We start from the raw sequence: 23,875 nt of genomic DNA on the forward strand, positions 1-23,875 counted from the left end.
AAGATTATTAAGAACTTTTATATTAGATATTTTTAATAGGGATATTTTCAAGAATGAGAAATTTTTGATAAAATAAGTAAATAAGAAGTAAGGAGGTATTATGGATCAATTTTTTAACTTTATAGATAAAGTATTTTCAATTCAAGTATTTGGAAATATGACTCTATATCAATTATTATCTACAATTTTAAAATATGTATTTGTTGTTATAGTTTTATACTTTATCTATTCAATTATTAGAATAATTTATTATGATGTTAGATATGCAATAAAAAAAGAGCAAATATCTGATACATATTTACAATTCATAAACCAAAATCAAGAAAATAAATTTAAAATACAAGAATATTACTATATTGGAGAAAATAACACAATAGGAAGAAACGATAAGAATACTATTTGCATAAAAGACAAATTTTTATCAAGTTTTCATGCAAGAATTATCCTAGACCAAGGGATATATTTCTTGGAAGATTTAAATTCTTCAAATGGAACTTTTTTAAACGATGAAAGAATCAATGAAGCTATTGAGTTGAAAAATAAAGATATAATAAAATTTGGGGAATTAAAATTTTTATTTATAAACGGTGATGAAGATGATTAAAAAAGAAAATATAAATATCATCAACCAAAAAAAATATAAAAACAACGCTTTGTTTCTTTTGTTTCTATTTGAATTTTTGACTTTAAGCTTGTCTATGATTTTTAATGCAGATAAATTACAAAGTGGGGATTTTTATGCCTATATAACAATTCTCGTAACTACAATGCTATCTACTATTTTGGCTAATAAACTAACAAGAAGTGATAGTATTTTATTATTGATTGTAAATATGTTGTTTTCAATTGGGGTTGCTATGATTTATAGGCTTGATCCATCTTTGGGGAAAAAACAACTTTTATTTTATTTGGTAGGTATAATAGTATATTTTTTAACTTATTTTATCTTACAAAAATATAAAAATTGGGATGAGCATATTATTTTTTATTTTGTAATTTCTATAGTTTTATTTGTGGCAACTTTAATTTTTGGTTTTGCATCTGGCGGGGCAAAAAACTGGATAGTTATAGGACCTTTTACCTTACAACCTTCAGAATTTATAAAAGTACCTTTTATATTTTTTGTAGCAAGTTTTTATACCCATTACAATAAATATAGGAAAAAAGCTTTTGGTAAATATTATTTAAGTTTAGGAATATATGCTTTTATTTTGATGTTTTTTATTCAAAAAGAATTGGGAACAGCTTTGATATTTTTCGGAACAATGATACTTACACAATTTGTATATGAAAGGGATAGAAAATTAATTCTTTTAAATTTGATTTTTATAGTTCTAGGATCTATTCTTGCATATTTCTTATTTTCACACATTAGAGTAAGGGTAGAAACTTGGCTTGATCCCTGGTCTGTTATTGATGATAGGGGTTACCAAATAACTCAATCATTATTTGCTCTTGCAAGCGGTGGATTATTTGGAACAGGAATAGGACTTGGAAGACCTGACTATATACCTGTTGCAGAAAGTGATTTTATTTTCCCAGCAATTTGTGAGGAATATGGAATCTTTATGGGAATTGCTGTAGTTTTATTATTTTTAATTTTAGTATATAGGGCTATAAAAATTGCACTTCAACAAGAAGAGAAATTTTTTTCAATTCTTGCTTTTGGAATAGGAGGATTATTTGCTCTTCAAACCCTAATTATTTTGGGAGGAGTTTTAAAACTTATACCTTTGACTGGGGTTACTCTCCCATTTATTTCAGCAGGAGGATCCTCAATGGTTTCAGGATTTATATTACTTGCATGTCTTCAATATTGCGGGCAAAAAATAGAAAATGGTGAAGAAGATGAAAAAAAAGAAAGATAAAGAAAAACCATTTATACAAAAAATTTTAGATATGGAAAAAAAACAAAGGCTAAAAGAAGAAGATGACAAACACATATTGAAAAAATCTACAATGAATAAAAGATTGATTTATGTTTTGATGCTTTTTATTGCAATGTTTTTGTTTATAGTTTTATACCTAGTATATTTTCAATTATTTAAGGCTCAAACTTTAGCTGATAATAATCATAATAAAAGAAATTGGGTCAATGAAAATGAAATAAAAAGAGGAAATATCTATGATAGAAATGGTAAAGTCTTGGTTTACAATGAAAAAGACGAAAATGGAAATAGAATAAGAGTTTATAATGATGGGATTATAAATTCAGCCTTTACCGGTTATAATTCAGTTCAATACGGAAAAAGTGGATTGGAAAAAACATATAATAATGAATTATTAAATGTATCGGATCAACCAACTTCAAAAATTAGGGATATGGTAGAAAAAACTGGTGTTGGGAATAATTTGAATTTAACAATTGATCAAACCATACAAGAAATTGCCTACAATAGTTTAGGAGATCATATTGGTTCAATTGTTGTAATGGATCCAAGAAATGGTGAAGTCTTAGCAATGGTCTCAAAACCATCATATGATCCAAACACATTGGATCAAGATTGGAATACTTTAATTCAAAACAATGATGCCCCTTTATTAAATAGATCAAGCCAAGGAGCCTATCGACCTGCATCTACAATGAAAATAGTAAGTTCAGATGTGATTTTAAGAAGTGGAATAAATACAAATTATTATGATAGTGGAACTGTAAAAATTCAAAATTACGATATAAAAAATTATGGTGATTTTTCATATGGAAATGTGAATTTAAGAACAGCTTTGATGAATTCACTTAATACTTATTTTGCAGCCAAAGTTGATGAGATTGGAAAAAAACCTTACAAAGACGTGGCTGAAAAATATATGTTCAATAAAAACTACAAATTTGATATTGAAAAAATAAATGCAAAAATTCCGTTTGATGATTTGAATCAAGTTGATATGGCGATGACAGGTTTTGGTTATGGAAAAACAAGAGTTACTCCACTCCATATGGCAATGATTGCATCAACAATTGCAAACGAAGGAAAAATGATGCAGCCAAGACTTGTAAGAAATGTTGTAAATAAAGATGGAAAAATTATTAAAGAAAGTAAAAGTGAAGTTCTTTCTGATGTAACGAGTTCAGATATTGCAAATACAATTAGAGATTATATGGTTGATGTTGTAAATTATGGAACGGCAAACAAAGCGTATCTACAATCTGTTCAAATAGCAGGAAAATCTGGAACAGTAGACAAAAAAGGTGGAGGAGTCGATGTTTGGTTTGTAGGATTTGCTCCAGCTTATGATCCAAAACTTGCCTTTGCGATTGTAGTTGAAGATTCGGATGAGATTGCTGGAGAAGTTCCTGTTCCTATAGGCGGTGAAATGATAAATAGCATTATAAATAATGTAAATTTAAACTAAAATTAAAACGGCTATTAGTTTTAAGGCTAATAACCGTTTTTATTTACAAAAGTTTATTTTTAATATTTGACCAATAATGATTTTTATTTAAAATTAATTTTTTTAATTCTTTGTTTGAAATTTTTGTTGTGATTTTAAAATTGTTGGACTTATATTCATTTCCATCAAATAAAAATACTGTGTGATAATTATCTCTTTTGCTTACATTTATTTCTATTTCTGCATTTTTTGGAAGGATTATAGGTGCTTTTAATGACCTATTTAAGCTTGAAAAAACTGGCGCTATGGGAGTAAGTTGAAATCCTTCTAAGGATTGGTGTAAAATTGCACCATTTGATGATAAATTATAGGCGGTAGATCCGTGAGGAGTTGAAATTATAAGTCCATCGCCTGAAAAATTCTCAATAAAATTTCCATCTATAAAAAGCCTAAGTCTTACTATTTGATTTCTATTACTTTTTACTACAACTTCATTTACTGCATTAATTTGATTTTTACCAATATTTGATTCAAGCATTGGAAGTTTTTCTATATAATATTTTTTTTCTGAAAATCTCCTTACAAAATCTTCTATATTATCAGGACTTACTTCTTGATAAAAACCCAAGTGTCCAGTATTTATTCCTATAAAAGGGATTGATGAAAATTTTGATAATTTCACAGCATTTAAAAAGGTTCCATCCCCACCAATAACAAGGTTTAAGCAAGCGTTTGGATTGAAGTTTAGAGAAACATCATATCCAAAATCTTTAAGTATTTCTTTGGTTTTATTATAAATATTTTTACTATACCTAGATTTGTTTTTAAAAATATTAATTGTTTTGTTCATTGTCACTTACCTTTCTTAAGATATAATTAATTATAACATAAAAACACAATTTGAGGGAAAGATGAGAAGTATAGAATTTAAGGCAGATAGAAAAGTAAAACTGAAAAATTTTCTTTTAAGTAAAGGTATTTCTAATAGAGCTTATAGAAAAATAATAAAGGATTATATTTTAGTAAATGAAAAAAAAGTTAGAAATAACATTGATTTAAATTTTGATGATATTATAGAAATAATTATTGAAGATGAGAATTTAAATTATGAGCCAATTGATAAAAATATAAAGATTTTATATGAAGATGAAGACATATTGGCTGTAGAAAAACCTCCAAATTTAACCGTAAATTCAAAGGGACAAGAAAATTTATCTAATTATATAGCAAATTATTTTAAAATTAATAATATAAAATCTCAAATAAGGCTTATAAATAGGCTTGATATGAATACATCAGGAATAATGTTAATAGCAAAAAATCCTTATGCTCAGGCCTATTATCAAAAACTAATAGAAAATAATGACTTTAATAAAGAATATCTAGCACTTGTTCATGGAAGTCTAAAAATAAATGAATATATCTATTTGAAAATAAAATATGATGAAAATAATAAAAGGATGAAAGTTTCACACGAAGGTGAGAATATAAAAACCTATTTTAAAACTTTAAAATCTTACAATGATTTTTCTTTAATTTATTGTAAAATTTTTACAGGAAAAACTCATCAAATAAGAGTATCTTTAGCGAATTTAAATCATCCTATTTTAGGTGATAAACTTTATGGATCAAATTATGATATGGATAGGTTTTTGCTTCATGCCTTTAAAGTCAAATTTAAAAGATTTAGAGATGGTGAAAAAATAACGATATTATCAAGACCTAATTTTGATAAATACTTAAATTTTCACAATCTAAGGCACGATTAGATATTTGCAATTATGCTTTTCATGTTATATAATAAAATTATTCCAAGGAGCAAGGTCCAAATTTAAACCTACAACATTTATAAGGGATTGCGGAGTTTTGACTTTGATGGCAAGCCTCCTTTGAGTGGAAGTCAGATATTTCAGACAGCAAACCCACCTTCACTTACGCGAAGGTATTAAATATAAGGGCCACCTTGGATTTTTTTATTTTATGTTAATTTTATATGACATATGGGTATAAAATATAAGAATGAATATTAAAACAATAAGGAGAGTTAAATATGAGTATAGCAGATTATATTGAAAGTAAAGCACAAAGAAAACAAAGAGAAATTAAATATGAAATTTGGAAAGTGAAAAATCATGATAGCAGAATGAGAGCTCAAGGAGCTTTTGTTGGAGCCTTAGCTGGAGTAGCTGCTGGATTATTACTTGCTCCAAAATCTGGTAAAAATCTAAGAAAAGATATCAAAGATTCAGTTGAAAATTCTGTAAACCAAGTGAAAAATACAACAAATGATTTTGTTGAAAATGCTAAAGATTCTTACGTAGATTTTAAAGAAAGAGCTTATACAGAACTTCAACCAATAGAAGAAGGTTTTGAAGAAGGAAAAGAAGTTGTTAGAAAAACTGTTGATAAAACTAAAGAAAATTTAAAAGAAAACGCAAAAGATGTAAAAAAAGAAGCTGAAAAACTTAAAGATGATGCTAAAGACGTTAAAGATGCTGCAAAAGATGGAGCAAAAGAAGCAGCTAAAGATGTTAAAGAAGGAAAAGATGAAGTTAAAGATGTAGCTAATGATACTAAAAAGAAAGCTGGAGAAGTAAAAAGAGCTGAAGATAGAAAAAATAAGTAAGGGGTAGATAATGGTTACATTAAATTTAAGATTAATAGGTGATATTATCTTAGTTGTAGTAGGCATAATCGCTATTATATTTCTTGCTCTATTTTTGAAAAAAGCTTCTAGCTTAGTTCAATCTATCCAAAAAATAGTAGATAAAAATCAAGATAATTTAGATGATGTAATAACTAAATTACCAAATTTAGTTGATCAAGCAAATATTTTAGTTGAAAATGTAAACGGGTTAGTTTCTGATCCAAATTTAAAGATGGCTATATCCAATGCAAATTTAGCTATATCCAATGTAAGTGATATAACTGTAGATATAAAAGATACAGTAAATTATGTTGGAGAAGGCGTAGTCGATACTACTGATACATTTGGAGAAGGAATTGCTTCAATAAATGATTATGCATCATTAATTATGGATGTTTTTGACATAGTTAAAAGCGTAATTTCAGGAAGATAGGCCATCGAAAGATGGCCTTTATTATTTTATAAAAGAAAGGAGATTATATGGCACAACCTACAATAAAAGATGTTGCAAAACTTGCAGGTGTTTCAATTTCAACTGTATCTAGAGTAATGAATGATTCAAAACCTGTTAGTCCAGAAGCTAGAAAAAAAGTATTAGATGCAATAAATAAGCTAGATTTTAAACCAAATGAATTAGCAAGAAGTTTGGTTATGAGAAAATCAAATCTTATCGGAGTAATAGTTGAGGATATAGGAATAGAATATATGGCTCAACTTATAAGGGGAGTTGAAGAAATAGGTCACTTATATAAATACGATATAATTCTTTCAAGTACTTATGGAGATGATAGCGCTCTAGAAAATGCTATTGATTTTTTGTCAACAAAACAAGTTGAAGGAATTGTTGTAATAAGTGAGGATATATCTGCAGAAATTTTAGTTAAATTAAGAGATAATAAAATACCATTTTTACTATTAGATAAGTTACATGATTTCAAAAAAATAAATACTGTTAAAATTGATTATGAAAAAGAAGAGTATGAATTAACTAAATACTTATACGAACAAGGTCACGAAAACATAGCCTATGTAACATTAAAAGATCACAATTATTTAACAGATGCAAAAATTGCAGGATATGAGAAATTTATTAATGAAAATAATTTAAAATCTATTATTATAGAAGCTGATGGAAAAACTAGCGATGATGGGTATAATATTGGAGAAGAGGTTATATCTAAAGCTAAAAGTGAAAATGTAAGTGCTATAAGCTTTTACAATGATCAAACAGCAGTAGGATTTATATCATATTGTTTAGATAATAATATAAAAATTCCTGAAGATTATTCAGTAGTAGGATTTGGTAATTTTGAAATATCAAGAGTATACAGACCAAAATTAACTACTGTTTCTATACCAAATTATGATATAGGAGCAATTGGAATTAGAGCTTTGATCAAAAGAATAAGAGGCGAAGAAGATATACTTGAAAATGATTGGGTATTAGATGCACAATTAATTGAAAGAGATAGCACAAAAAAGCATTAGTTGAATGTAACTTATTTAAATGTTAAAATAATAATATAATAATTTAGGAGGCAATTATGGCAGAAAGAAAAATTGTTGTAACTAACGAAACAGGTCTTCACGCAAGACCAGCAGCATCCTTGGTTCAATTTGTAAAAAATTACCCAGGTGATGTAAAATTGGTTAAAGATGGAAAAGAAGCTAACGCAAAAAGCATATTTAATGTTATGAGTCTTGGAATTTCAAAAGGTACAGAAATTGGTATCGTAGTTGAAGGTGAAGACGAAGAAGCATTTGCTGATAAATTAACTGATTTTATAGATAACTTAGCAGAATAATTAATTAAGGGGTACTTTTTGTACCCCTATATTTTTATAATTGAAAGGAAATTTAAATATGACGGATAAATTAAAAGGTATTATAGCTTCAAGTGGAGTAGCTATAGGAAAACTTTTACTATTTGATAAGGAAGAATTAATTATTGATAAAATTAAAATCAGTGATGAAGAAGTAGGTCTACACACAAAAAAAATAGAAGATGCTATTAAATCTTATTTAACTGACCTTGAGAACAAAGAAAAAAACGAAAAAAATGAAGAAGTTTTAAATATTGTTAGGGCTCACATGGAACTTTTACAAGATCCATATTTTTTAGATACAATCAAAGAAAAAATCCAAAATGAAAACAAAAATGCAGAGCTTGCTACAAGTGAAACCGTAGAACAAATGGTTATGGTTATGTCAGCTCTTGAAGATGAATACCTAAAAGAAAGAGCAGATGATTATAAAGATATAGGATTTCAAGTTCTTTGTAAAATTAAAAATATAGTTCCAAAAGATTTATCAAAATTAGATGAAGAATGTATTGTTATTTCTAAAGAACTAACTCCATCTGATACATCTAATATGGATAAGGAAAAAGTTTTAGGATTTGCTACTGATTTAGGTGGAAAAACTTCTCACGTTTCAATAATTGCACAAAATTTAGATATTCCTGCTCTTGTAGGTATGCAAGATGTTTCTACAAAAATTAATGGTGATGAACTTGCAATAATTGATGGAAATCAAGGTTTATTAATTGTTAATCCAAGTGAAGAAGAAATAAACTCATACAAACAACTTATTGAAAAAGAAAAAGAAGAAAGACAAAGACTAGAAAAAGTTAAAAATCTAGAAGCTAAAACTTTGGATGGAAAAGTTTGTGAAGTTTCTGCAAATATTGGAAATATTGAAGATTTAAAAGTTGCAATAGAGCATGGATGTGACGGAGTAGGCTTATTTAGAACAGAATTTCTTTATATGGAGAATGATCATTTTCCAACAGAAGAAGAACAATACGAAGTTTACAAAGAAGCTACACAAATGCTTGGAGAAAAACCTTTAATAGTAAGAACTTTAGATATAGGTGGAGACAAGGGACTTGATTATTATGATTTCCCTAAAGAAGAAAATCCGTTTTTGGGATATAGGGCAATAAGATTCTGTCTAGACCATCAAGATATATTTAAAGATCAATTAAGAGCACTTTTAAGAGCATCTGCATATGGAAATTTAAAAATAATGCTTCCTTTTGTAATCTCAACAGATGAAATTAAACAAACTAGAGCAATTCTAGAAGAATTGAAAAAAGATCTTGATAAAGAAAGAATTGCTTACAATAAAGATATAGATCTTGGAATTATGGTTGAAACCTCAGCTTCAATTATTATGGCAGATAAATTAATAAAATATTCTGACTTCTTTTCTATAGGAACAAATGATCTTACCCAATACACTTTAGCTTGTGATAGGGGAAATGAAAATATTTCAGATATTTATGATAACTTTAACCCAGCTGTAATTAGATCTATAAAACATGTTATAGATGAAAGTCATAAAGCTGGAAAATGGACTGGTATGTGCGGTCAATTTGCTTCAGATACTAAAGCTACAAAATTATTATTAGGCCTTGGTTTAGATGAATTTTCAGGATCAGCTTCTAAGTTACCGAAAGTTAAAGATATAATTAGAAATTCTAACTTTAAAGATGAAGAAAAATTTGCTTCAACTATTTTAGATTTAGAAGATGTAAGAGAGGTAAAAGAATCTTTAGAAAAGCATAGTTAATGGAAAAAAATATGAATAATAAATCTCTTAATATTATTAAAAGAAGCAAATTTTTTGCAAATAAAATTGATCAAATATCATTAATAGATGAAATAGCATCTAATAAACTAAGAATTATTATAGAAGATAAGTCCTATGTTTTGGGTTTATATGCAATTAATGAGTTTGAGAAATTAAAAAAAGAAGAAATTATTAATAATTATCTTAAAAATATAGAATTATTAGACACCTTGGATTTATATGAGATTGGAATCATGCCTGATATCAATAAATCATATAAGGTATTTGAATATAGAAATGAAATTTCTTTGGGAGAGCATTTAGGAAAAATAAGTAAGGATGAATCCTATAAAATCGGACGTAAATTTGGAAAAATTTTAAAAAATATCCATGCAAAAAAAATTGAAGAAGATAAAGGCTTTGATTGGTATAAGGATATAGATACAAAAGTAAATTTCTTACTTTATAGGCATGGTTTAAATAAAATTAATGATAGTGATTATATTTTAATTGATTATTTATCTTCAAATAAATATATATGTAAAAATACAGCATCGAATTCTCTGTATCAAAATATAAATGAAAAAAATATTAGGATATTTGATGAAGATGAAATTGATATTAGAGGTCTTAAAGAAATAAAAATAGGTGATGGTGTAAGTGATTTTGTAAATATTAATAAAATCGCCATAAAATATCCTGAATTTTCAAAAGGAGTTTTGGATTCATATCATGATAATGATATAATTTCTAGAAAATTTTATAGACTTTTAAGTTTTTACCAAGCCTATTATATATTAGAATCTTTGGTAGATATAAGAGATAAGAAAAAATCATATTTAACAGAAGAAGAAATAGATGAAATTTTAAAAATGTATGATAATTTTTCAGAAATCATTCCTTCTTGGGCAAAATAAAATTTAATAGGGGTTGTTGCAATTAAGTCTTATAATTTTACATGAGTTTATAAGCTCGGACTTCTTTTGCAATAACCTTTTTTTATTTCTAAAAACTCATCTTGTATTCCTTTATTGTAGAAAATAAAAAAATATGATAAAATTTAAATAAATATTTACAAAAGGAAAAGACTTTATGGTTAAAAATTTCAAAAAAGCTATTAATATAGGTTTTAATTCTATATTATTGGCGTTCGGCTTATATTTTTTCTTAGTACAACATAAAATTGCTCCTGGTGGAGTTACTGGAATTTCACTAATTATGGCAAATGTTTTTACTATTTTAACTGTCGGCCAGTGGTCTTTGCTATTAAATATTATTTTATTTATTTTGGCATTTTTTTTAATGGGAAAGGATTTTGGCAAAAAAACTGTATTGTCAGCATCTATAATATCCTTGGCCATAATGTTTTTTGAAAAATATTTTCCAGATACAATTTTATCAAATGATATGATTATTAATATAATATTTGGAGCAGGCATTGAATCCTATGCTTTAAGTTGCATATTTTTTAATGATTCTTCATCTGGCGGTACTGATATTATTGCAGCTATTTTTAATAAATATTTTAAAATAAGTCTAGCAAAATCTTTGTTTGCTATAGATTTTTTGGTTGTTATGCTTTCTATAAAAGAATTTGGAATAGAAGTTGCCTTGTACGCAGTTTTATGTGTTGTCATCCAATCGTTTGGATTCAATTATTTCATCCAAGGTCTTGGTAGAAAAATTGCCATTACTGTTATAAGTGATTATAGTAATGAAATCAATCAAATGATTTTGGGTAAATACAAAAGAGGAGTTACCTTATATAAGGCTGAGGGTGGATATTCTCATAAGAAAAGAGATATAATACTTACAGTAGTTCCATTTAGAAAATATATTAGCATTAAGGATGATATATTAAAAATTGATAAAAACGCATTTGTTTTCGCTCATTCAATTTCTGAAGTTTTGGGTGAAGGATTTACCTATGAGGTTTTTGAATAAAGAGGAGTGATTTTGATAAAAAAATTAAAAATAAAGAGAATTAGTAAGAATAAGGCATACATTCAAACTAAGTTTGGAGATGCTGTAATAGATAAAAATGACATTGGAGATTATAGACAAGGTGATATGATAGAAGCCTATATCTATTATGATATAAATAATACCTTAAGAGCAAGCAGAAACTTAGAGCTGGAAAATAAAAAGATATATTCTCTTAAGTGTATTGATATTAAGAAAAATGGTGCATATTTTATTTTTCAAGATAAGATAAAATTATTAATGCCAGCTAGTGAAAAATCTTATAGGATAATAAAAGATATGACATATCCAGTTGGAATAAATTTTGACGATCAAAACATGCCGATTCTTACAAGTAAGATTAGAAATTTACTATCAACAGATCATGATTTTAAAGAAAATGATATTGTAGAAGGAAGAATTTATTCTATTAACAAGCATATTGGTGCTTTTATAGCTATAAATAATCAATATGATTCACTAATTAGAATAAACGAATTAAAAGGAGTTCATATTGAGGGTGAACTTTTAAAGCTAAGAGTAAAAGAAGTAAGAGAAGATGGAAAAATAGAATTATCTAATAGAAAAAGATCTTATCTTGAAATAGATAATGATTGTCAAAAAATATTAGATTATCTAGAAGAAAATAATGGGCAAGTAAATTTGGGAGATAAGTCTTCACCTGATAAAATTTTCAAAGTTTTTGGATTTTCAAAATCTGCCTATAAAAGAGCGTTAGGAAGACTTTATAAGGATAAATATATAAAGATTTATCCTAAAAAAATAGAATTATTGGAGAGGTAAAATGACAGAAAAAAATAAAGATATATTAGCAGAAGTAAACGGAAAAGAAATTAAACAAAGTGATGTAATTACTTTTATTTCGCAAATGCAAGGCGGTCAACAATTTATGAACCCACAAGGGATTCATCAAATTGCAGATGAATTAGTAAATCAAGAATTAATGTATATAGATGCTAAAGAAAATAATCTTGACCAAGACAAAGAATTTAAAGATCAACTTGAAATTACAAAAGAAAATATGTTAAAAAATTATGCTATGCACTTATTATTTGATAGCATAAAAGTTAGCGATGATGAAATAAAAGAATATTACGAAAATAATAAAGAGGTTGTAAAAAAACCAAAGTCTTATAGAGCAAGTCATATTTTAGTAGAAGATGAAGAAACTGCGGATAAAATTTTAGAGAAAATTGAAAATGGTTTAAACTTTTCAGACGCTGCTGATAAATATTCTACAGATAAGGCTAGCAAAGGCGGAGATTTAGGAGAATTTCCAAAAGGAGCTATGGTAAAAGAGTTTGAAGATGCTCTTGATGAACTTAAAGAAGGAGAAATCTCAAAACCTGTTAAAACTCAATTTGGATACCATATTATAAAACTTGACCATACTCATGATGAGTATCTTCCAGAATTAGATGAAATTAAAGATAGAATACATGACACACTTCTAATGATAAAAAGACAAGAAAAATATTTAGAAAAAACAAATCAAATAAAAGAGAAAGTAGAAGTCAAAAAATATTATTAAGGAATTTATATGGAAAACTCAAATTATTCCAATAAGTTAAAAATAATAGCAAAAGATTTAGGTGAATATATAAAAGTAATTGATGATAAAAAATCACTTCTTAAGTTTGTCTTGTCAAAAGCCAAAGAAAAAAGATTAACTATACTTTTAATAAATGATTGCTATTATATTAAAAATGAAAATCCAAAATCTGTTTTACACTTAAATATTAGTGATAAAATCAATTCATCTTCTTTTATAAATGTTAAAGAAGAGGAAGATTTTTCATTTGAAACAAACTTAAACACAACTGAAATTAGTGGTATTTTAAATATATGCATGCTTTTAGAAGAAGGTTTAGGTAGCTTTGATATATTATTGACAAATACTTACATAAGTGATTATAATAGAGATTTTTCAATTTTAAGATCTGTAATAAGATCTAAAAACATTATTAATTTAAATTTAAATGAATCTGATTGTATTGCAGAAGGTTTTGCATCTCACACTATAAGTACAGCAGAAATCCCTATAAATAGAGTAGAAATAAATGAAGATATTTTTTTACAAGAAAATTCTATTTATAGAATAAGTCTAGAAAATATTGTTGGAAATAACTATTCTGACGATTTAAATAATAATATTAAAAATGCTATCAAAATGTTAATCACATTCATAAGAAAGATTAAATCAAAAGTAGACATTGATATTGTTAATATTGAAGGTGGAGGCAAAAATGATAGGATGCCTTCATATTGTTTTGTTGACTTAGTATGCAAAAATGAATTTGTGAATGACCTTTTGAATGTCTTTGATTTATTTGTAAGCGAGTATCTTTCTACAAATTTCAAATTTGAACCAAATTTAAAATTCGATATAAAAAAAATAGATTATTTAAAATTTTATCCTATGACCCAAGAATCCTATGAACATATATCGTCTTTTGTAGAACTATCTTTAAATGGGACCTATTCAGTTGATAGCAACACAAAAACGACTATAGCCTCTTCTATTTTAACGAGAGTAAGAACTTCAAGTTATAAATTTAATTCAGTTATGATTTTTAGGTCCTTATCTGAAGACAGTCTATTGCAAATGCTTGATAAAACAAAGCTTGCATCAAATATAAACGGTGGGGAATTTAAAAATAGATTATCTATACCTTCCTGGCAAAATGAAAATGATTCTTTAGCAATAGTTTTTAAAAAATCCTATGATCAACTATTTAAAACTAATTTAAAGATAATAAAAACACAATATTCTTTAGACTGTAATGTTATTTTTTATAAATTTGATGTTAATATGATATCAATTGGGGTAAAATATAAACAAGTAGATGTAAAAACATCTGCTAGTGATTTTAAAGATATTTTAAAAACATTTTATTTATTAAAGGATGTTTTGTTTAAACTAGATAAAAATATGGAGAAGTGATGTCAAAAAAATTAGAAATTCACAATCATGAAGTTGAATTTGAAAAAAATGAAGGAAAAGCAATTATAGAATTGCAATTAGATGATAATCCTAGACAATGTTATTTAATCGATATTTTTTCTGTAGATGATAATGACTATATAGCTTTGGTTGACAGTGAAAATAGCGAATTAATAATCTTATTGTACGAACTTGTTGATGATCAAACAGGAGAAATAAAATTAAATTCATTAGAAGATGAAGATAAACTTGATGAAATTTACCATTTATTTTCACATTATTGGGATTATGATACAATTGATGAAATTGTAAGTGAATATGAAAGTGATTTAGAAGATAGTGATTTAGATGTGTAGGAATCTGCCTTATTTTCCTATATCAAAATTTTATAAATCTAAATATGGAGAAAAGGTATATAAACTACCTATAAAATTGTCTATAACTTGTCCAAACAGGGACGGAGAAAAAAGTACAGAAGGTTGTATTTTTTGCTCTGAAAGTGGAGGAAGCTTTGAAAATTTACCTTCATTTATGACTGTTGATAAACAATTAGAAATTAACAAAAAATACATAGGTAGTAGATATAAAGCAAAAAAGTTCATAGCATACTTTCAAAACTTTTCAAATACCTATATGGAGTTTGATAAATTTAAAAATGTTATAAATGCTTGCAATAAAGATTATATAGTAGCTATATCAATTTCTACAAGAAGTGATTGCATTACTTATAAAAAATTGAATTTTTTAAAGGAATTTTCAAATCAGACTGGTATAGATATAGTTATAGAATTAGGTTTACAAACAGCAAATTATAAATCTTTAAAAATTTTAAATAGGTGTGAAGATTTAGCTGATTTCATACAAGCTTGTAATATGATTAATGAGTACGGATTTAGAATATGTACTCACGTAATTTTATCTCTACCATGGGATGATGAAGAAGATATTATAGAAACTGCTAGAATTATTAATGTTCTTGGAATTAAAGAGGTAAAAATTCATTCTCTATTCATAATAAAAAATACAAAACTTGATAATATGTATAAAAATAAGGAATTTGTTATGCCCACAAAAAAAGATTATCAAAAAAATGTAATTTTATTTTTAAGAAACATTAATAAAGATATAGCTATTCAAAGACTTGTAGGTAGAGCTCCAGAAGAGGATACAGTTTTTTGTAACTGGAATTCGTCTTGGTGGATGATTAGGGATGAAATTGTAAAATATATGAACGAAAATAATATTTTTCAAGGCGATTTAATTTGCCGTAAAGAATATAAAAAATTAAAGGGAGAGATGAAATGATTTATTTAGTATTAGGACCTTCAGGAAGTGGAAAAACAAAATGGCTAATTGACCAAGCAAACGATGAAAAAGGAAAGGGTAATACAAATATTGTATTTGTAGACAGTGACAATGATCAAATTTATTCACTTGACCATTCTGTAAGATTGATTGATGCATCAAACTTTTTCATAGATTCAGTAGAATCTTTTAGAGGATTTATAGCTGGAATTTTGGCAAGAGATTATGATATTGGAAAAATATATATTGATGGTATCTATGATATTGTTGATATAAATAGTGAAAATATTGAGAAACTTTCAGATGACTTAACTAAACTTTCAAAAGAATGTAATGTGGACATCTACCTTGGCCTAGATTGTAAGTCAAGTGATATACCTGAATCTCTTGATGCAGAAATTCACGAAACAAAATTATTAGATTAAATTTAAGCCGTCTCCTTGAGACGGTTTTTTGATATTATGTTAGATGAAGAAAAAAAATTAGAAACTTTCAATAAATGGAGAAAGGAAAGTATTGATTTATTAACTGAGAAAAAAATAGGAAAGAATGAATTTTTAGAAATCAATTATAAATATTTGATTAAATTAGATTTAAAACCATTTTCAAATATATCAACTGTGCTGCAAGCTGTTTATAACTATCAGTACTACAATATTATGGCAAAAAGATCCAATCAAATAGCTTTAAATTTAATTTCTAAAAAGAAGAAAAAATATCAACAAGAAATAAATAATAGGGAAAACTATTATTATTTAAAAGATATAGCAACAGAAAAATTATTAGATTTAATAGAGTACAAGGATATAGAAGCCTATTATATAAAATTAAAATCTAAAAGACTAACAGGTGAGATTTTTGAAATATATCTTAAAGATTTTGATAAGTTGATATTACACTCAAAAAGTAAAAATCTTTTAAAAAAACTTCAAGACAATAAATGTTTTTTAGAAGAAGCTAAAATTTCTATGATTGATTCTTATGTAAATAAATCTTATTAGTATGATAGAAGTTAAAATAAACGAAAATGATTCAAATCAAAGATTTGATAGATTTTTAAGAAAATATTTAAAAAATGCACCCCTATCAATTATTCAAAAAAATATAAGAAAGAAAAACTTTAAAATAAATGATAAAAGAGCAAAAAAAGATGATTTTGTAAAATGCGGCGACATCATTAGAATGTATATTAGAGATGAAGACTACCAAAAATGGGTTAGGAAAGATAATTTTAAGGCAAGTGATTTTAATCTTGATATAATCTATGAGGATGATAATATTCTTATAATTGATAAAAAATCTGGAGTTTTATCTCATGCTGCAAATTCTTGCGATTATGGTAAAAATTTGGTTGACCAAATGGCTTCATATTTATATAAAACAAATAAAGTAAACAGTAGAGATTTAACATTTAGACCAAGTATTGTAAATAGGCTTGACAGAAATACAGCAGGTCTTATTATTGGAGCCAAAAATTCAAAAGCCTTAAGAAGTTTAAATGAAGCAATTCGTCATGGAAAAATAAGTAAATTTTATTTAACCATAGTTGAAGGCAAGGTAAGTAAAGATTTTGATATTGATACAAATATAAGTAAATATGAAAATAAGAACATGGTAAAAGAAAATAAAGATGGAAAGAGAATAATAACAAAATTTCATCCACTTGAAAGTAAAAATAATTTTACTCTTTTAGAATGTGAACTTATTACAGGAAAAACTCATCAAATTAGATATTCTTTAAACAAAAACTCTACACCAATTATTGGTGATAGGAAATATAGTAAATCAAATATTAATTATAAAAAGATAAATCTCAAAAACCAAGCCTTACTCGCTTACAAATTGGAATTTGGGAAAATTGAAAATTTAGAATATTTAGAAAATAAAATCTTTATCTCGAAGCAGGTTGAAAAAATTAATAAGCTAAAAGAGGAAGTTTTTAATGGAAGTTTTAATTAATGATAAAATTATAGAAACTAACAAAAAAATATTGTATGAAATTATTCAAGAAATATATCCATCTAACTACAAAAACTTTATTCTTGCAAATGTAAATGAAAATATAGAAGACTTAAATTATGAAGTCTTTCCTAATGATAAGATTGATTTAATAGATAAATTTAGTCATATAGCAAATCTTACTTATGAATCAAGTATAGCTTTAGTGTGTATATTGGCAATTAAAAAAATTTATAAGAATATCAAAGTAAAAGTTCAATATTCTGTGAATAACTGCCTATATTTATCTATAGATAACTTTAAAATTTTACATAAAGACTTGTCAAAAATTAAATGTGAAATGGATAATATAATAAAAAGTGAAGTTCCTTTTTTTAGAAGAACTTATTCAAAAGATGAGGCTTTAAAAATTTTCAAAGACAATAATCAATTGGATAAAGTTGATTTATTAACAAGTATAGATTGCCAAAATATTGATATATATGAAATTGATGGTAGTTTTTTTACTTTCACTAATTTTTTGTGTCCAAATTCTTCTTGGATTGAAGATTTTGATCTGATCTATTATTATCCTGGACTTTTAATAAATTACAAAAAAAATAATGATTCTGAATTAATAGCTTTTAAAGAGCAAATCAATATACCAAAGATTTATGAAAGATCAAAAAGATGGACAAATTTATTAGGAATAAATTATGCAAGTGATTTAAATAAACTGGTAAAAAATAATAAAATCGAAAGTTTGATTAATGTAAATGAAACCTATTATAATAATCAATTAAGTAAGTGTGCTAAAGATATCATAGATAATAATATGAATATAGTAATGCTTTCTGGTCCGTCATCTTCTGGGAAAACTACTACTGCAAAAAAACTTGCTATTCAACTTGCGGTTTTAGGGAAAGATTCTTTTGTTATTTCTACTGATGACTATTTTGTAGATAGGAACAAAACACCCCTTGATGAAAATGGAAATAAAGATTTTGAAAGCATAGATGCTATAGATTTAGATTCTTTAAATGAAGACTTATTAGATTTTTTAGAAGGAAAGGAAGTTACTTTGCCTTCATTTAATTTTATAAAAGGAATAAGAACCTTATCAAATAAAAAGATAAAAATGAAGGAAAATACGATCTTAATCATTGAAGGGATTCATGCTCTAAATCCAAAACTTACAGATTATATACCAGAAAAAAATAAATATAAGATTTATGTTTCAGTTTTAACTGGTATAAATATTGATTCTACAAATAGAATCTCATCAACTGAGACAAGACTTATTAGAAGGATAGTTAGAGATAACAAATACAGAGGTTATAACACTTTTGAAACATTAAAATCTTGGGATAAGGTGAAATATGGTGAGGAAAAATATATATTCCCATTTCAAAATAGAGCAGATTTTTATGTTGATTCATCTTTAATTTATGAATATAATGCTTTAAAAAAATATGCTATAGAATGTTTAAATCAAGTAGCAAAAGTTTCAAAATATTATTATATGGTTAATAGATTGAAAAATATTTTATCATATTTTGTTCAAATGGAAGATACAAAAATAATAGATGATCATTCAATACTTAGAGAATTTATAGGAGAAGATAATGACTAAAACAATAGGACTAGATATAGGTGGAACAAAAATACAAGGTGCTGTAATTGATGAAAATGGTGAGATTTTAAAAACTTACAGGTTGGAAACTTGTGCTAGGGAAGGAAAAGATAAGGTATTAGAAAATATTTCTAAAATCATAGATTTTTTAAAAACTGATGAGATTGAAGCTATTGGTGTTGGGACACCAGGTTTTATTGATTCAGAAAATGGGATAGTAACTTTTGCGGGAAATATTGACGGCTGGACAGGGCTTAATTTAAAAAAAGAAATAGAAAAAATTTCTAATCTTCCAGTATTTATTGAAAATGATGCAAATATTGCTTTAGTTTGTGAAAAGTGGCTTGGTGCAGGTAAAGGTTTCAATGATATTGTAATGATTACTATTGGAACAGGTCTTGGTGGAGCTGTATATAATGAAAAAATGGGATTGTTGTCAGGAAGTCATTTTCAAGGAGCTGAATTAGGTCACCTTATCCTACATCCGAATGGTGAATATTGTACTTGTGGACAAAGTGGTTGTGCTGAAAGTTATTGTTCTGGAACAGCTCTTGTAAGACACTACGAAGAATTGACAAGAAATAGATTAAGTGGGGCAGAAATATTTAAGATATCTGAAAAAGATGAAAATGCTAAAAAAGTAATTGATAGATTTACAAGTGATTTAGCATGGTTTTTAACAAGTTTAAGAAATGTTTTTGATCCAGAAATAATAATAATTGGTGGTGGAGTTATAAATTCTAAAGATTATTGGTGGGATGAAGTTTTGAAAAATTTTAAAAACTATTGCCACTTATCTGAAGAAATTGAAATAAAACCTGCTAAATTTTTAAACGATGCTGGAGTAATTGGCGCAGGAAGAATTGCAATGGAAAGGCTTGGAAATGAGTGATAAAATCTTAATTTGTGATGACGAAGAACACATTAGACAATTTATGAAAATAAATCTAGAATATGCTGGATTTGATATAGTTGAAGCAGGAACTGGTGAAGAAGCATTGAAATTAGCTGATGAAGAAGAACCTTCGGTTTTTATTTTAGACATTATGCTTCCAGGAATAAGTGGATATGAAGTATGCGATAGTATTAGAAAAAAATATCCTAAGGTTGGAATAATTATGGTTTCAGCTAAAAGTCAAGATATTGATAAAATATTAGGACTTGAAAGAGGTTGTGATGATTACATCATAAAACCATTTAATCCTCAAGAATTAATTTTAAGAGTTAAATCTTTGATGAGAAGAGTTAAATTTAGCGATGAGGAGAAAGAAGAGAAAAATGAAAATGTTCTTGAAGATGGAGTGTTTAAATTAGACCTTTATTCTAGAAATTTCTATAAAAATAATATAGAGATTGATGTTACTCCAACAGAATTTATTATTTTGAAAAATTTCATTTTAAATAAGGGTAAGGCCATGAGCAGGATGGAAATAATGAAAGATACATGGGGAGATAATTATAGTGCAGATACAAAAATTGTTGATGTAAATATAAGAAGAATAAGAGCAAAAATAGAAGAAAATCCAGCAAAACCTGAGTATATTGAAACAGTTTGGGGAACAGGTTACAGATGGAGATAAAGAAGAAAAAAAAATCATTATTTAAAATTAATTTTAACAGTATAACTTTTAGTATTATGAAGATAATAATGATTTTTGTAACAGTAGTAATTATAGGATTTGAATTTTTTTCATTTAGATCAATTACAAATTATTATGAATCTGCTCTTGTAGGAGCTATGCTAAATCAAGCTAAATATAACCAAGTTTTATACTCAAATTATCTGTCAAGGTATGATTTATCAGAAATTGTTATTGGTGATAAAAATTCTTTTTATAGAAATAATGTTAGCCAAGTTCAAATTTTGGATAATTCATCTAATGTTTTATTTGATTCACTTGGTTCTACAAAAATAGGCAGTAAAATTAAAACTTCTGATGTTTCAAATGCAAACAAGGGAGAGTATTCCTATCAGAAACTTTTTAATGATAAAACTGGAGAAGAGGTAATAGCCTTGTCATATCCGCTAAGTGATAATCAAAAACAAATTGGAATAATTAGGTTAATATCCTCGACAAAAAAGGTGAAAGAAAATGTAAATAATCAAATGTTTATATTTTTGTTTTTTGGATTAGTAATTTTTATTATTACTTTAATAGTTTCCTACTATGCATCAAAAAGATGGATTGTTCCTATTAAGAATTTAACTAAGGTTGGCGAAAAATTAGCTCAAGGAGATTTTAAGGCTAAGGCTAATGAAAATGGTAAAAATGAAATTTCTGAACTTGGACAAACTCTTAATTATATGAGTGAGAGTATCGTAAAAAGAGAGGATATGAAAAATGAATTTATCTCTTCAGTTTCACATGAATTAAGAACTCCACTTACTTCTATAAAGGGATGGGCAATAACTTTACAATCAAAAGATATTCAAAAAAATGAGGATATGCTAAATCAAGGTTTAACTATAATTGAAAATGAAGGAGAAAGATTATCCTTAATGGTTGAAGATTTGTTAAATTTTTCAAGATTATCATCGTCATCTTTCAAATATGAAAAAGAAGATTTGAATATTGTAGAAATAGTAAAAGAAGTTTACCACCAACTTTATCCAAGAAGCTTAAATGAAAAAATTAATTTTGAATTCAAAACAGCTTATGAAGAAATTTTAGTTCATTGCGATAAGAATAAAATGAAAGAAGTTTTTATAAACATTATAGATAACGCTATGAAATTTACATCAAAAGAAGGAAATATTGATGTTATGATAAGCAGGGATGAAGATTTTGTAAATATTGAAATTAAAGACGATGGGGAAGGAATAAAAGAGGACGAAATTTCTTTTGTATCAAGTAAATTTTTTAAAGGTTCTTCCTCAAAAAGTCAAACAGGTTTAGGTCTTTCAATTTGTGAAGAAATAGTAAAGGCTCACGATGGGAAATTGATTATAAAGAGTAAATATACTGTTGGAACCTCTGTTTCTGTAGTTTTGCCGAGGGTTAAGATATGAAAAAATTTAAAAAATTAACTTTACTTATATTTATTTTTATCTTGACTTCTTGTAGTTTTGGCAGACCTGAAGATGTTACAGAATTGATTGAACCTCCTATAGTTGAAGATCCAATCTTAAAAGGAACTTGGAAGATTAGTGAAATAAAGGAATCGACAAAAAATAATAATTCTATTAGTGTGTCAGTTGGAGATGAATTGTATATTGACAAGAATTTGGTAGCTCTAAATGATGATTATGCATATCCACCAAAATTTTCATCAAAATTTGTAAATTTAAAATCATATTTAGAAAGTAGGTCAGTTGATTTTGATTTTTCGAAAAATTCTTATGTGAAAATTTTATCTGCAAGTCAAGGTCAATTGTATTCAAGAGATTTTATTATTTTAGAAAAAAATAAAATAGCCTATCTTCAAAATGATTATGCAGTAATTTTGAAAAAAATAGATGATTCTGTCAAAAGAAGTGTAATAAAAAAATATGCAAAAAAAGCTTCAAAAGAAAGGACTACTTCAAAAACTGGAGAAAAAATTGAAGAAGATATAAGTGTATTAATTGGTGTGAGAGAAAGAATTGACACTAATAACTCTCACCCAAATTATTATTACTACACATATTGTATTAGAATTGAACCCAATAAAATGGCAAGGATTGAAAAAGCCGAACATATATTCTTCCCATTAAAAGAAGAATTTTGGAGACTTAAGTGTGAGCCTAATAACAAAAGTAAAAATTACAACACTATAATGGCATATCCAGTAAAAATTGAAAATCAAATTAATGATAGCAAATACAAGGGAAAATATAAATTTATAAACGATGATATTGATTTAAAAATCAATTATGTTGACGAGGATTATGTTTCCTTTGATTACACACTAGTTAGCGATAAACTTCCTATAAATAAGTACGCTGTCTTAAAAACTGATGAAATTGCTAAAGATTCTTTTTTAACTATTAATGAATTTACAGGGGATAGTACAAGTAAACAAACATTTAAAAATACCATTTATGATCAAATTAGTAAAAATATAAGCTCTGTAGATGAAAACAAAATTTCTTACGATTTTACAAATTTTGGTTTTATAAGAAATTTAGGTCTATGGGAATTGCAATCATCTTATCAAATGGAAAAAGATGATAATTTGGAACAAAAATCTTTTTCAATAAACATGGCTTTGAAAGATGATTTTATAAATCAAGATAATAAAGACCTTACAATTGATAAGGTTAAAAATATAAATAATCAAGCAAAAGATTATTTTGAACTTGCAAACGGACAATATGTTGCTATTCAAAGTCCTGATGAAATTTTATTTTATTCAATAAAAAACGGACTAATTGATCCAAATCCAAAATTTTCTATCCAATTATCTAATTCAACTGATATAGTTATGTTTGAACAAGGCTTAGGTTCTTACGCAGAAAAATGGGAAAAATCTTTTAATGATAATAATATAATTATTCACTAAAAAAATTGACTAGGATTTAAAATTTTTGATAAGATTA

25 protein-coding genes and 1 other RNA gene are annotated in these 23,875 nt (G+C 26.3%); 25 read left to right on the top strand and 1 reads right to left on the bottom strand.

All coding sequences use genetic code 11. From position 1 onward, the window contains the following. Positions 1 to 100 precede the first annotated feature (100 nt). The 3 genes from L6653_RS02510 to L6653_RS02520 are packed head-to-tail and all read left to right on the top strand — an operon-like array spanning position 101 to position 3,354. Positions 101 to 604 (top strand): FHA domain-containing protein, encoded by a 504-nt coding sequence (locus tag L6653_RS02510; RefSeq protein ID WP_058990471.1) that lies wholly within the window; start codon positions 101 to 103, stop codon positions 602 to 604. Continuing rightward, the gene (locus L6653_RS02515) at positions 591 to 1,868 is read left to right on the top strand and encodes an FtsW/RodA/SpoVE family cell cycle protein (protein ID WP_369806158.1); all 1,278 of its coding nucleotides are present in this window, start codon (positions 591 to 593) and stop codon (positions 1,866 to 1,868) included. The genes L6653_RS02510 and L6653_RS02515 overlap by 14 nt, the downstream gene beginning before the upstream one ends. Next, positions 1,849 to 3,354, top strand: coding sequence for a peptidoglycan D,D-transpeptidase FtsI family protein (locus tag L6653_RS02520; protein ID WP_236785371.1), 1,506 nt, complete (start codon positions 1,849 to 1,851; stop codon positions 3,352 to 3,354). The genes L6653_RS02515 and L6653_RS02520 overlap by 20 nt, the downstream gene beginning before the upstream one ends. A 43-nt stretch (positions 3,355 to 3,397) precedes the next feature. Here the strand turns inward: L6653_RS02520 and L6653_RS02525 are convergent, their stop codons facing one another. Continuing rightward, positions 3,398 to 4,183: an NAD(+)/NADH kinase gene (locus L6653_RS02525; protein WP_236785372.1), complete on the bottom strand. Its 786-nt coding sequence runs from the start codon at positions 4,181 to 4,183 to the stop codon at positions 3,398 to 3,400. A gap of 61 nt (positions 4,184 to 4,244) precedes the next feature. Here L6653_RS02525 and L6653_RS02530 point away from each other — a divergent pair, with 61 nt between their 5' ends. The 22 genes from L6653_RS02530 to L6653_RS02635 all read left to right on the top strand — a co-directional run bounded on the left by L6653_RS02530 (position 4,245) and on the right by L6653_RS02635 (position 23,838). Then, positions 4,245 to 5,102 carry an RluA family pseudouridine synthase gene (locus L6653_RS02530; RefSeq protein ID WP_236785373.1) on the top strand — a complete coding sequence of 286 codons (858 nt, stop codon included), beginning with the start codon at positions 4,245 to 4,247 and terminating at the stop codon, positions 5,100 to 5,102. Positions 5,103 to 5,138: 36 nt separating this feature from the next. Then, positions 5,139 to 5,307, top strand: a non-coding RNA gene (gene ssrS, locus L6653_RS02535) — 6S RNA. Between the two features lie 76 nt (positions 5,308 to 5,383). Next, positions 5,384 to 5,959: a YtxH domain-containing protein gene (locus L6653_RS02540; protein ID WP_236785374.1), complete on the top strand. Its 576-nt coding sequence runs from the start codon at positions 5,384 to 5,386 to the stop codon at positions 5,957 to 5,959. A 10-nt stretch (positions 5,960 to 5,969) separates the two neighbouring features. Continuing rightward, positions 5,970 to 6,413, top strand: coding sequence for a hypothetical protein (locus tag L6653_RS02545; protein WP_236785375.1), 444 nt, complete (start codon positions 5,970 to 5,972; stop codon positions 6,411 to 6,413). A 47-nt stretch (positions 6,414 to 6,460) separates the two neighbouring features. After that, positions 6,461 to 7,468, top strand: a complete 1,008-nt coding sequence (locus L6653_RS02550) for a LacI family DNA-binding transcriptional regulator (RefSeq protein ID WP_236785376.1) — start codon at positions 6,461 to 6,463, stop codon at positions 7,466 to 7,468. A gap of 56 nt (positions 7,469 to 7,524) precedes the next feature. Beyond that, a complete protein-coding gene (locus L6653_RS02555; RefSeq protein ID WP_236785377.1) occupies positions 7,525 to 7,785 on the top strand; it encodes an HPr family phosphocarrier protein in 261 nt (86 codons plus the stop codon). 58 nt (positions 7,786 to 7,843) lie between these two features. Next, positions 7,844 to 9,553: a phosphoenolpyruvate--protein phosphotransferase gene (gene ptsP, locus L6653_RS02560; RefSeq protein WP_236785378.1), complete on the top strand. Its 1,710-nt coding sequence runs from the start codon at positions 7,844 to 7,846 to the stop codon at positions 9,551 to 9,553. 11 nt (positions 9,554 to 9,564) lie between these two features. Further along, positions 9,565 to 10,470 (top strand): kanamycin kinase, encoded by a 906-nt coding sequence (locus L6653_RS02565; protein ID WP_236785379.1) that lies wholly within the window; start codon positions 9,565 to 9,567, stop codon positions 10,468 to 10,470. Between the two features lie 175 nt (positions 10,471 to 10,645). Then, complete coding sequence (locus tag L6653_RS02570; protein WP_236785380.1) at positions 10,646 to 11,497, top strand: YitT family protein; 852 nt, start codon at positions 10,646 to 10,648, stop codon at positions 11,495 to 11,497. Between the two features lie 12 nt (positions 11,498 to 11,509). After that, a complete protein-coding gene (locus L6653_RS02575) occupies positions 11,510 to 12,319 on the top strand; it encodes a S1 RNA-binding domain-containing protein (protein ID WP_236785381.1) in 810 nt (269 codons plus the stop codon). A 1-nt stretch (position 12,320) separates the two neighbouring features. Next, positions 12,321 to 13,067 (top strand): peptidylprolyl isomerase, encoded by a 747-nt coding sequence (locus L6653_RS02580; RefSeq protein ID WP_236785382.1) that lies wholly within the window; start codon positions 12,321 to 12,323, stop codon positions 13,065 to 13,067. A 9-nt stretch (positions 13,068 to 13,076) separates the two neighbouring features. Further along, positions 13,077 to 14,480, top strand: coding sequence for a zinc-binding metallopeptidase family protein (locus tag L6653_RS02585; protein WP_236785383.1), 1,404 nt, complete (start codon positions 13,077 to 13,079; stop codon positions 14,478 to 14,480). After that, positions 14,480 to 14,836 carry a DUF1292 domain-containing protein gene (locus L6653_RS02590; protein WP_236785384.1) on the top strand — a complete coding sequence of 119 codons (357 nt, stop codon included), beginning with the start codon at positions 14,480 to 14,482 and terminating at the stop codon, positions 14,834 to 14,836. The genes L6653_RS02585 and L6653_RS02590 overlap by 1 nt, the downstream gene beginning before the upstream one ends. Further along, positions 14,829 to 15,785, top strand: a complete 957-nt coding sequence (gene mnmL, locus L6653_RS02595) for a tRNA modification radical SAM protein MnmL/YtqA (protein WP_236785385.1) — start codon at positions 14,829 to 14,831, stop codon at positions 15,783 to 15,785. Before L6653_RS02590 ends, mnmL begins: the two co-directional genes overlap by 8 nt. Beyond that, positions 15,782 to 16,210 carry an ATP-binding protein gene (locus tag L6653_RS02600; protein ID WP_058990455.1) on the top strand — a complete coding sequence of 143 codons (429 nt, stop codon included), beginning with the start codon at positions 15,782 to 15,784 and terminating at the stop codon, positions 16,208 to 16,210. Before mnmL ends, L6653_RS02600 begins: the two co-directional genes overlap by 4 nt. A 36-nt stretch (positions 16,211 to 16,246) precedes the next feature. Then, the gene (locus L6653_RS02605; protein WP_236785386.1) at positions 16,247 to 16,786 is read left to right on the top strand and encodes a DUF6648 family protein; all 540 of its coding nucleotides are present in this window, start codon (positions 16,247 to 16,249) and stop codon (positions 16,784 to 16,786) included. A 1-nt stretch (position 16,787) separates the two neighbouring features. Further along, positions 16,788 to 17,744, top strand: a complete 957-nt coding sequence (locus tag L6653_RS02610; protein WP_236785387.1) for an RluA family pseudouridine synthase — start codon at positions 16,788 to 16,790, stop codon at positions 17,742 to 17,744. After that, entirely contained in the window at positions 17,728 to 19,356 is a 1,629-nt protein-coding gene (locus L6653_RS02615; RefSeq protein ID WP_236785388.1) for a nucleoside kinase, read from the top strand. Before L6653_RS02610 ends, L6653_RS02615 begins: the two co-directional genes overlap by 17 nt. Beyond that, positions 19,349 to 20,248 carry an ROK family protein gene (locus L6653_RS02620; RefSeq protein ID WP_236785389.1) on the top strand — a complete coding sequence of 300 codons (900 nt, stop codon included), beginning with the start codon at positions 19,349 to 19,351 and terminating at the stop codon, positions 20,246 to 20,248. The genes L6653_RS02615 and L6653_RS02620 overlap by 8 nt, the downstream gene beginning before the upstream one ends. After that, positions 20,241 to 20,936, top strand: a complete 696-nt coding sequence (locus tag L6653_RS02625; RefSeq protein ID WP_236785390.1) for a response regulator transcription factor — start codon at positions 20,241 to 20,243, stop codon at positions 20,934 to 20,936. Before L6653_RS02620 ends, L6653_RS02625 begins: the two co-directional genes overlap by 8 nt. A gap of 68 nt (positions 20,937 to 21,004) precedes the next feature. Next, a complete protein-coding gene (locus L6653_RS02630; protein ID WP_236785391.1) occupies positions 21,005 to 22,366 on the top strand; it encodes a sensor histidine kinase in 1,362 nt (453 codons plus the stop codon). Continuing rightward, positions 22,363 to 23,838, top strand: coding sequence for a hypothetical protein (locus L6653_RS02635; protein ID WP_236785392.1), 1,476 nt, complete (start codon positions 22,363 to 22,365; stop codon positions 23,836 to 23,838). Before L6653_RS02630 ends, L6653_RS02635 begins: the two co-directional genes overlap by 4 nt. The last annotated feature ends 37 nt before the right edge of the window (positions 23,839 to 23,875 follow it).

This window comes from Anaerococcus ihuae (assembly GCF_928368155.1).
GTDB classification, from domain to species: Bacteria; Bacillota; Clostridia; order Tissierellales; family Peptoniphilaceae; genus Anaerococcus; species Anaerococcus ihuae.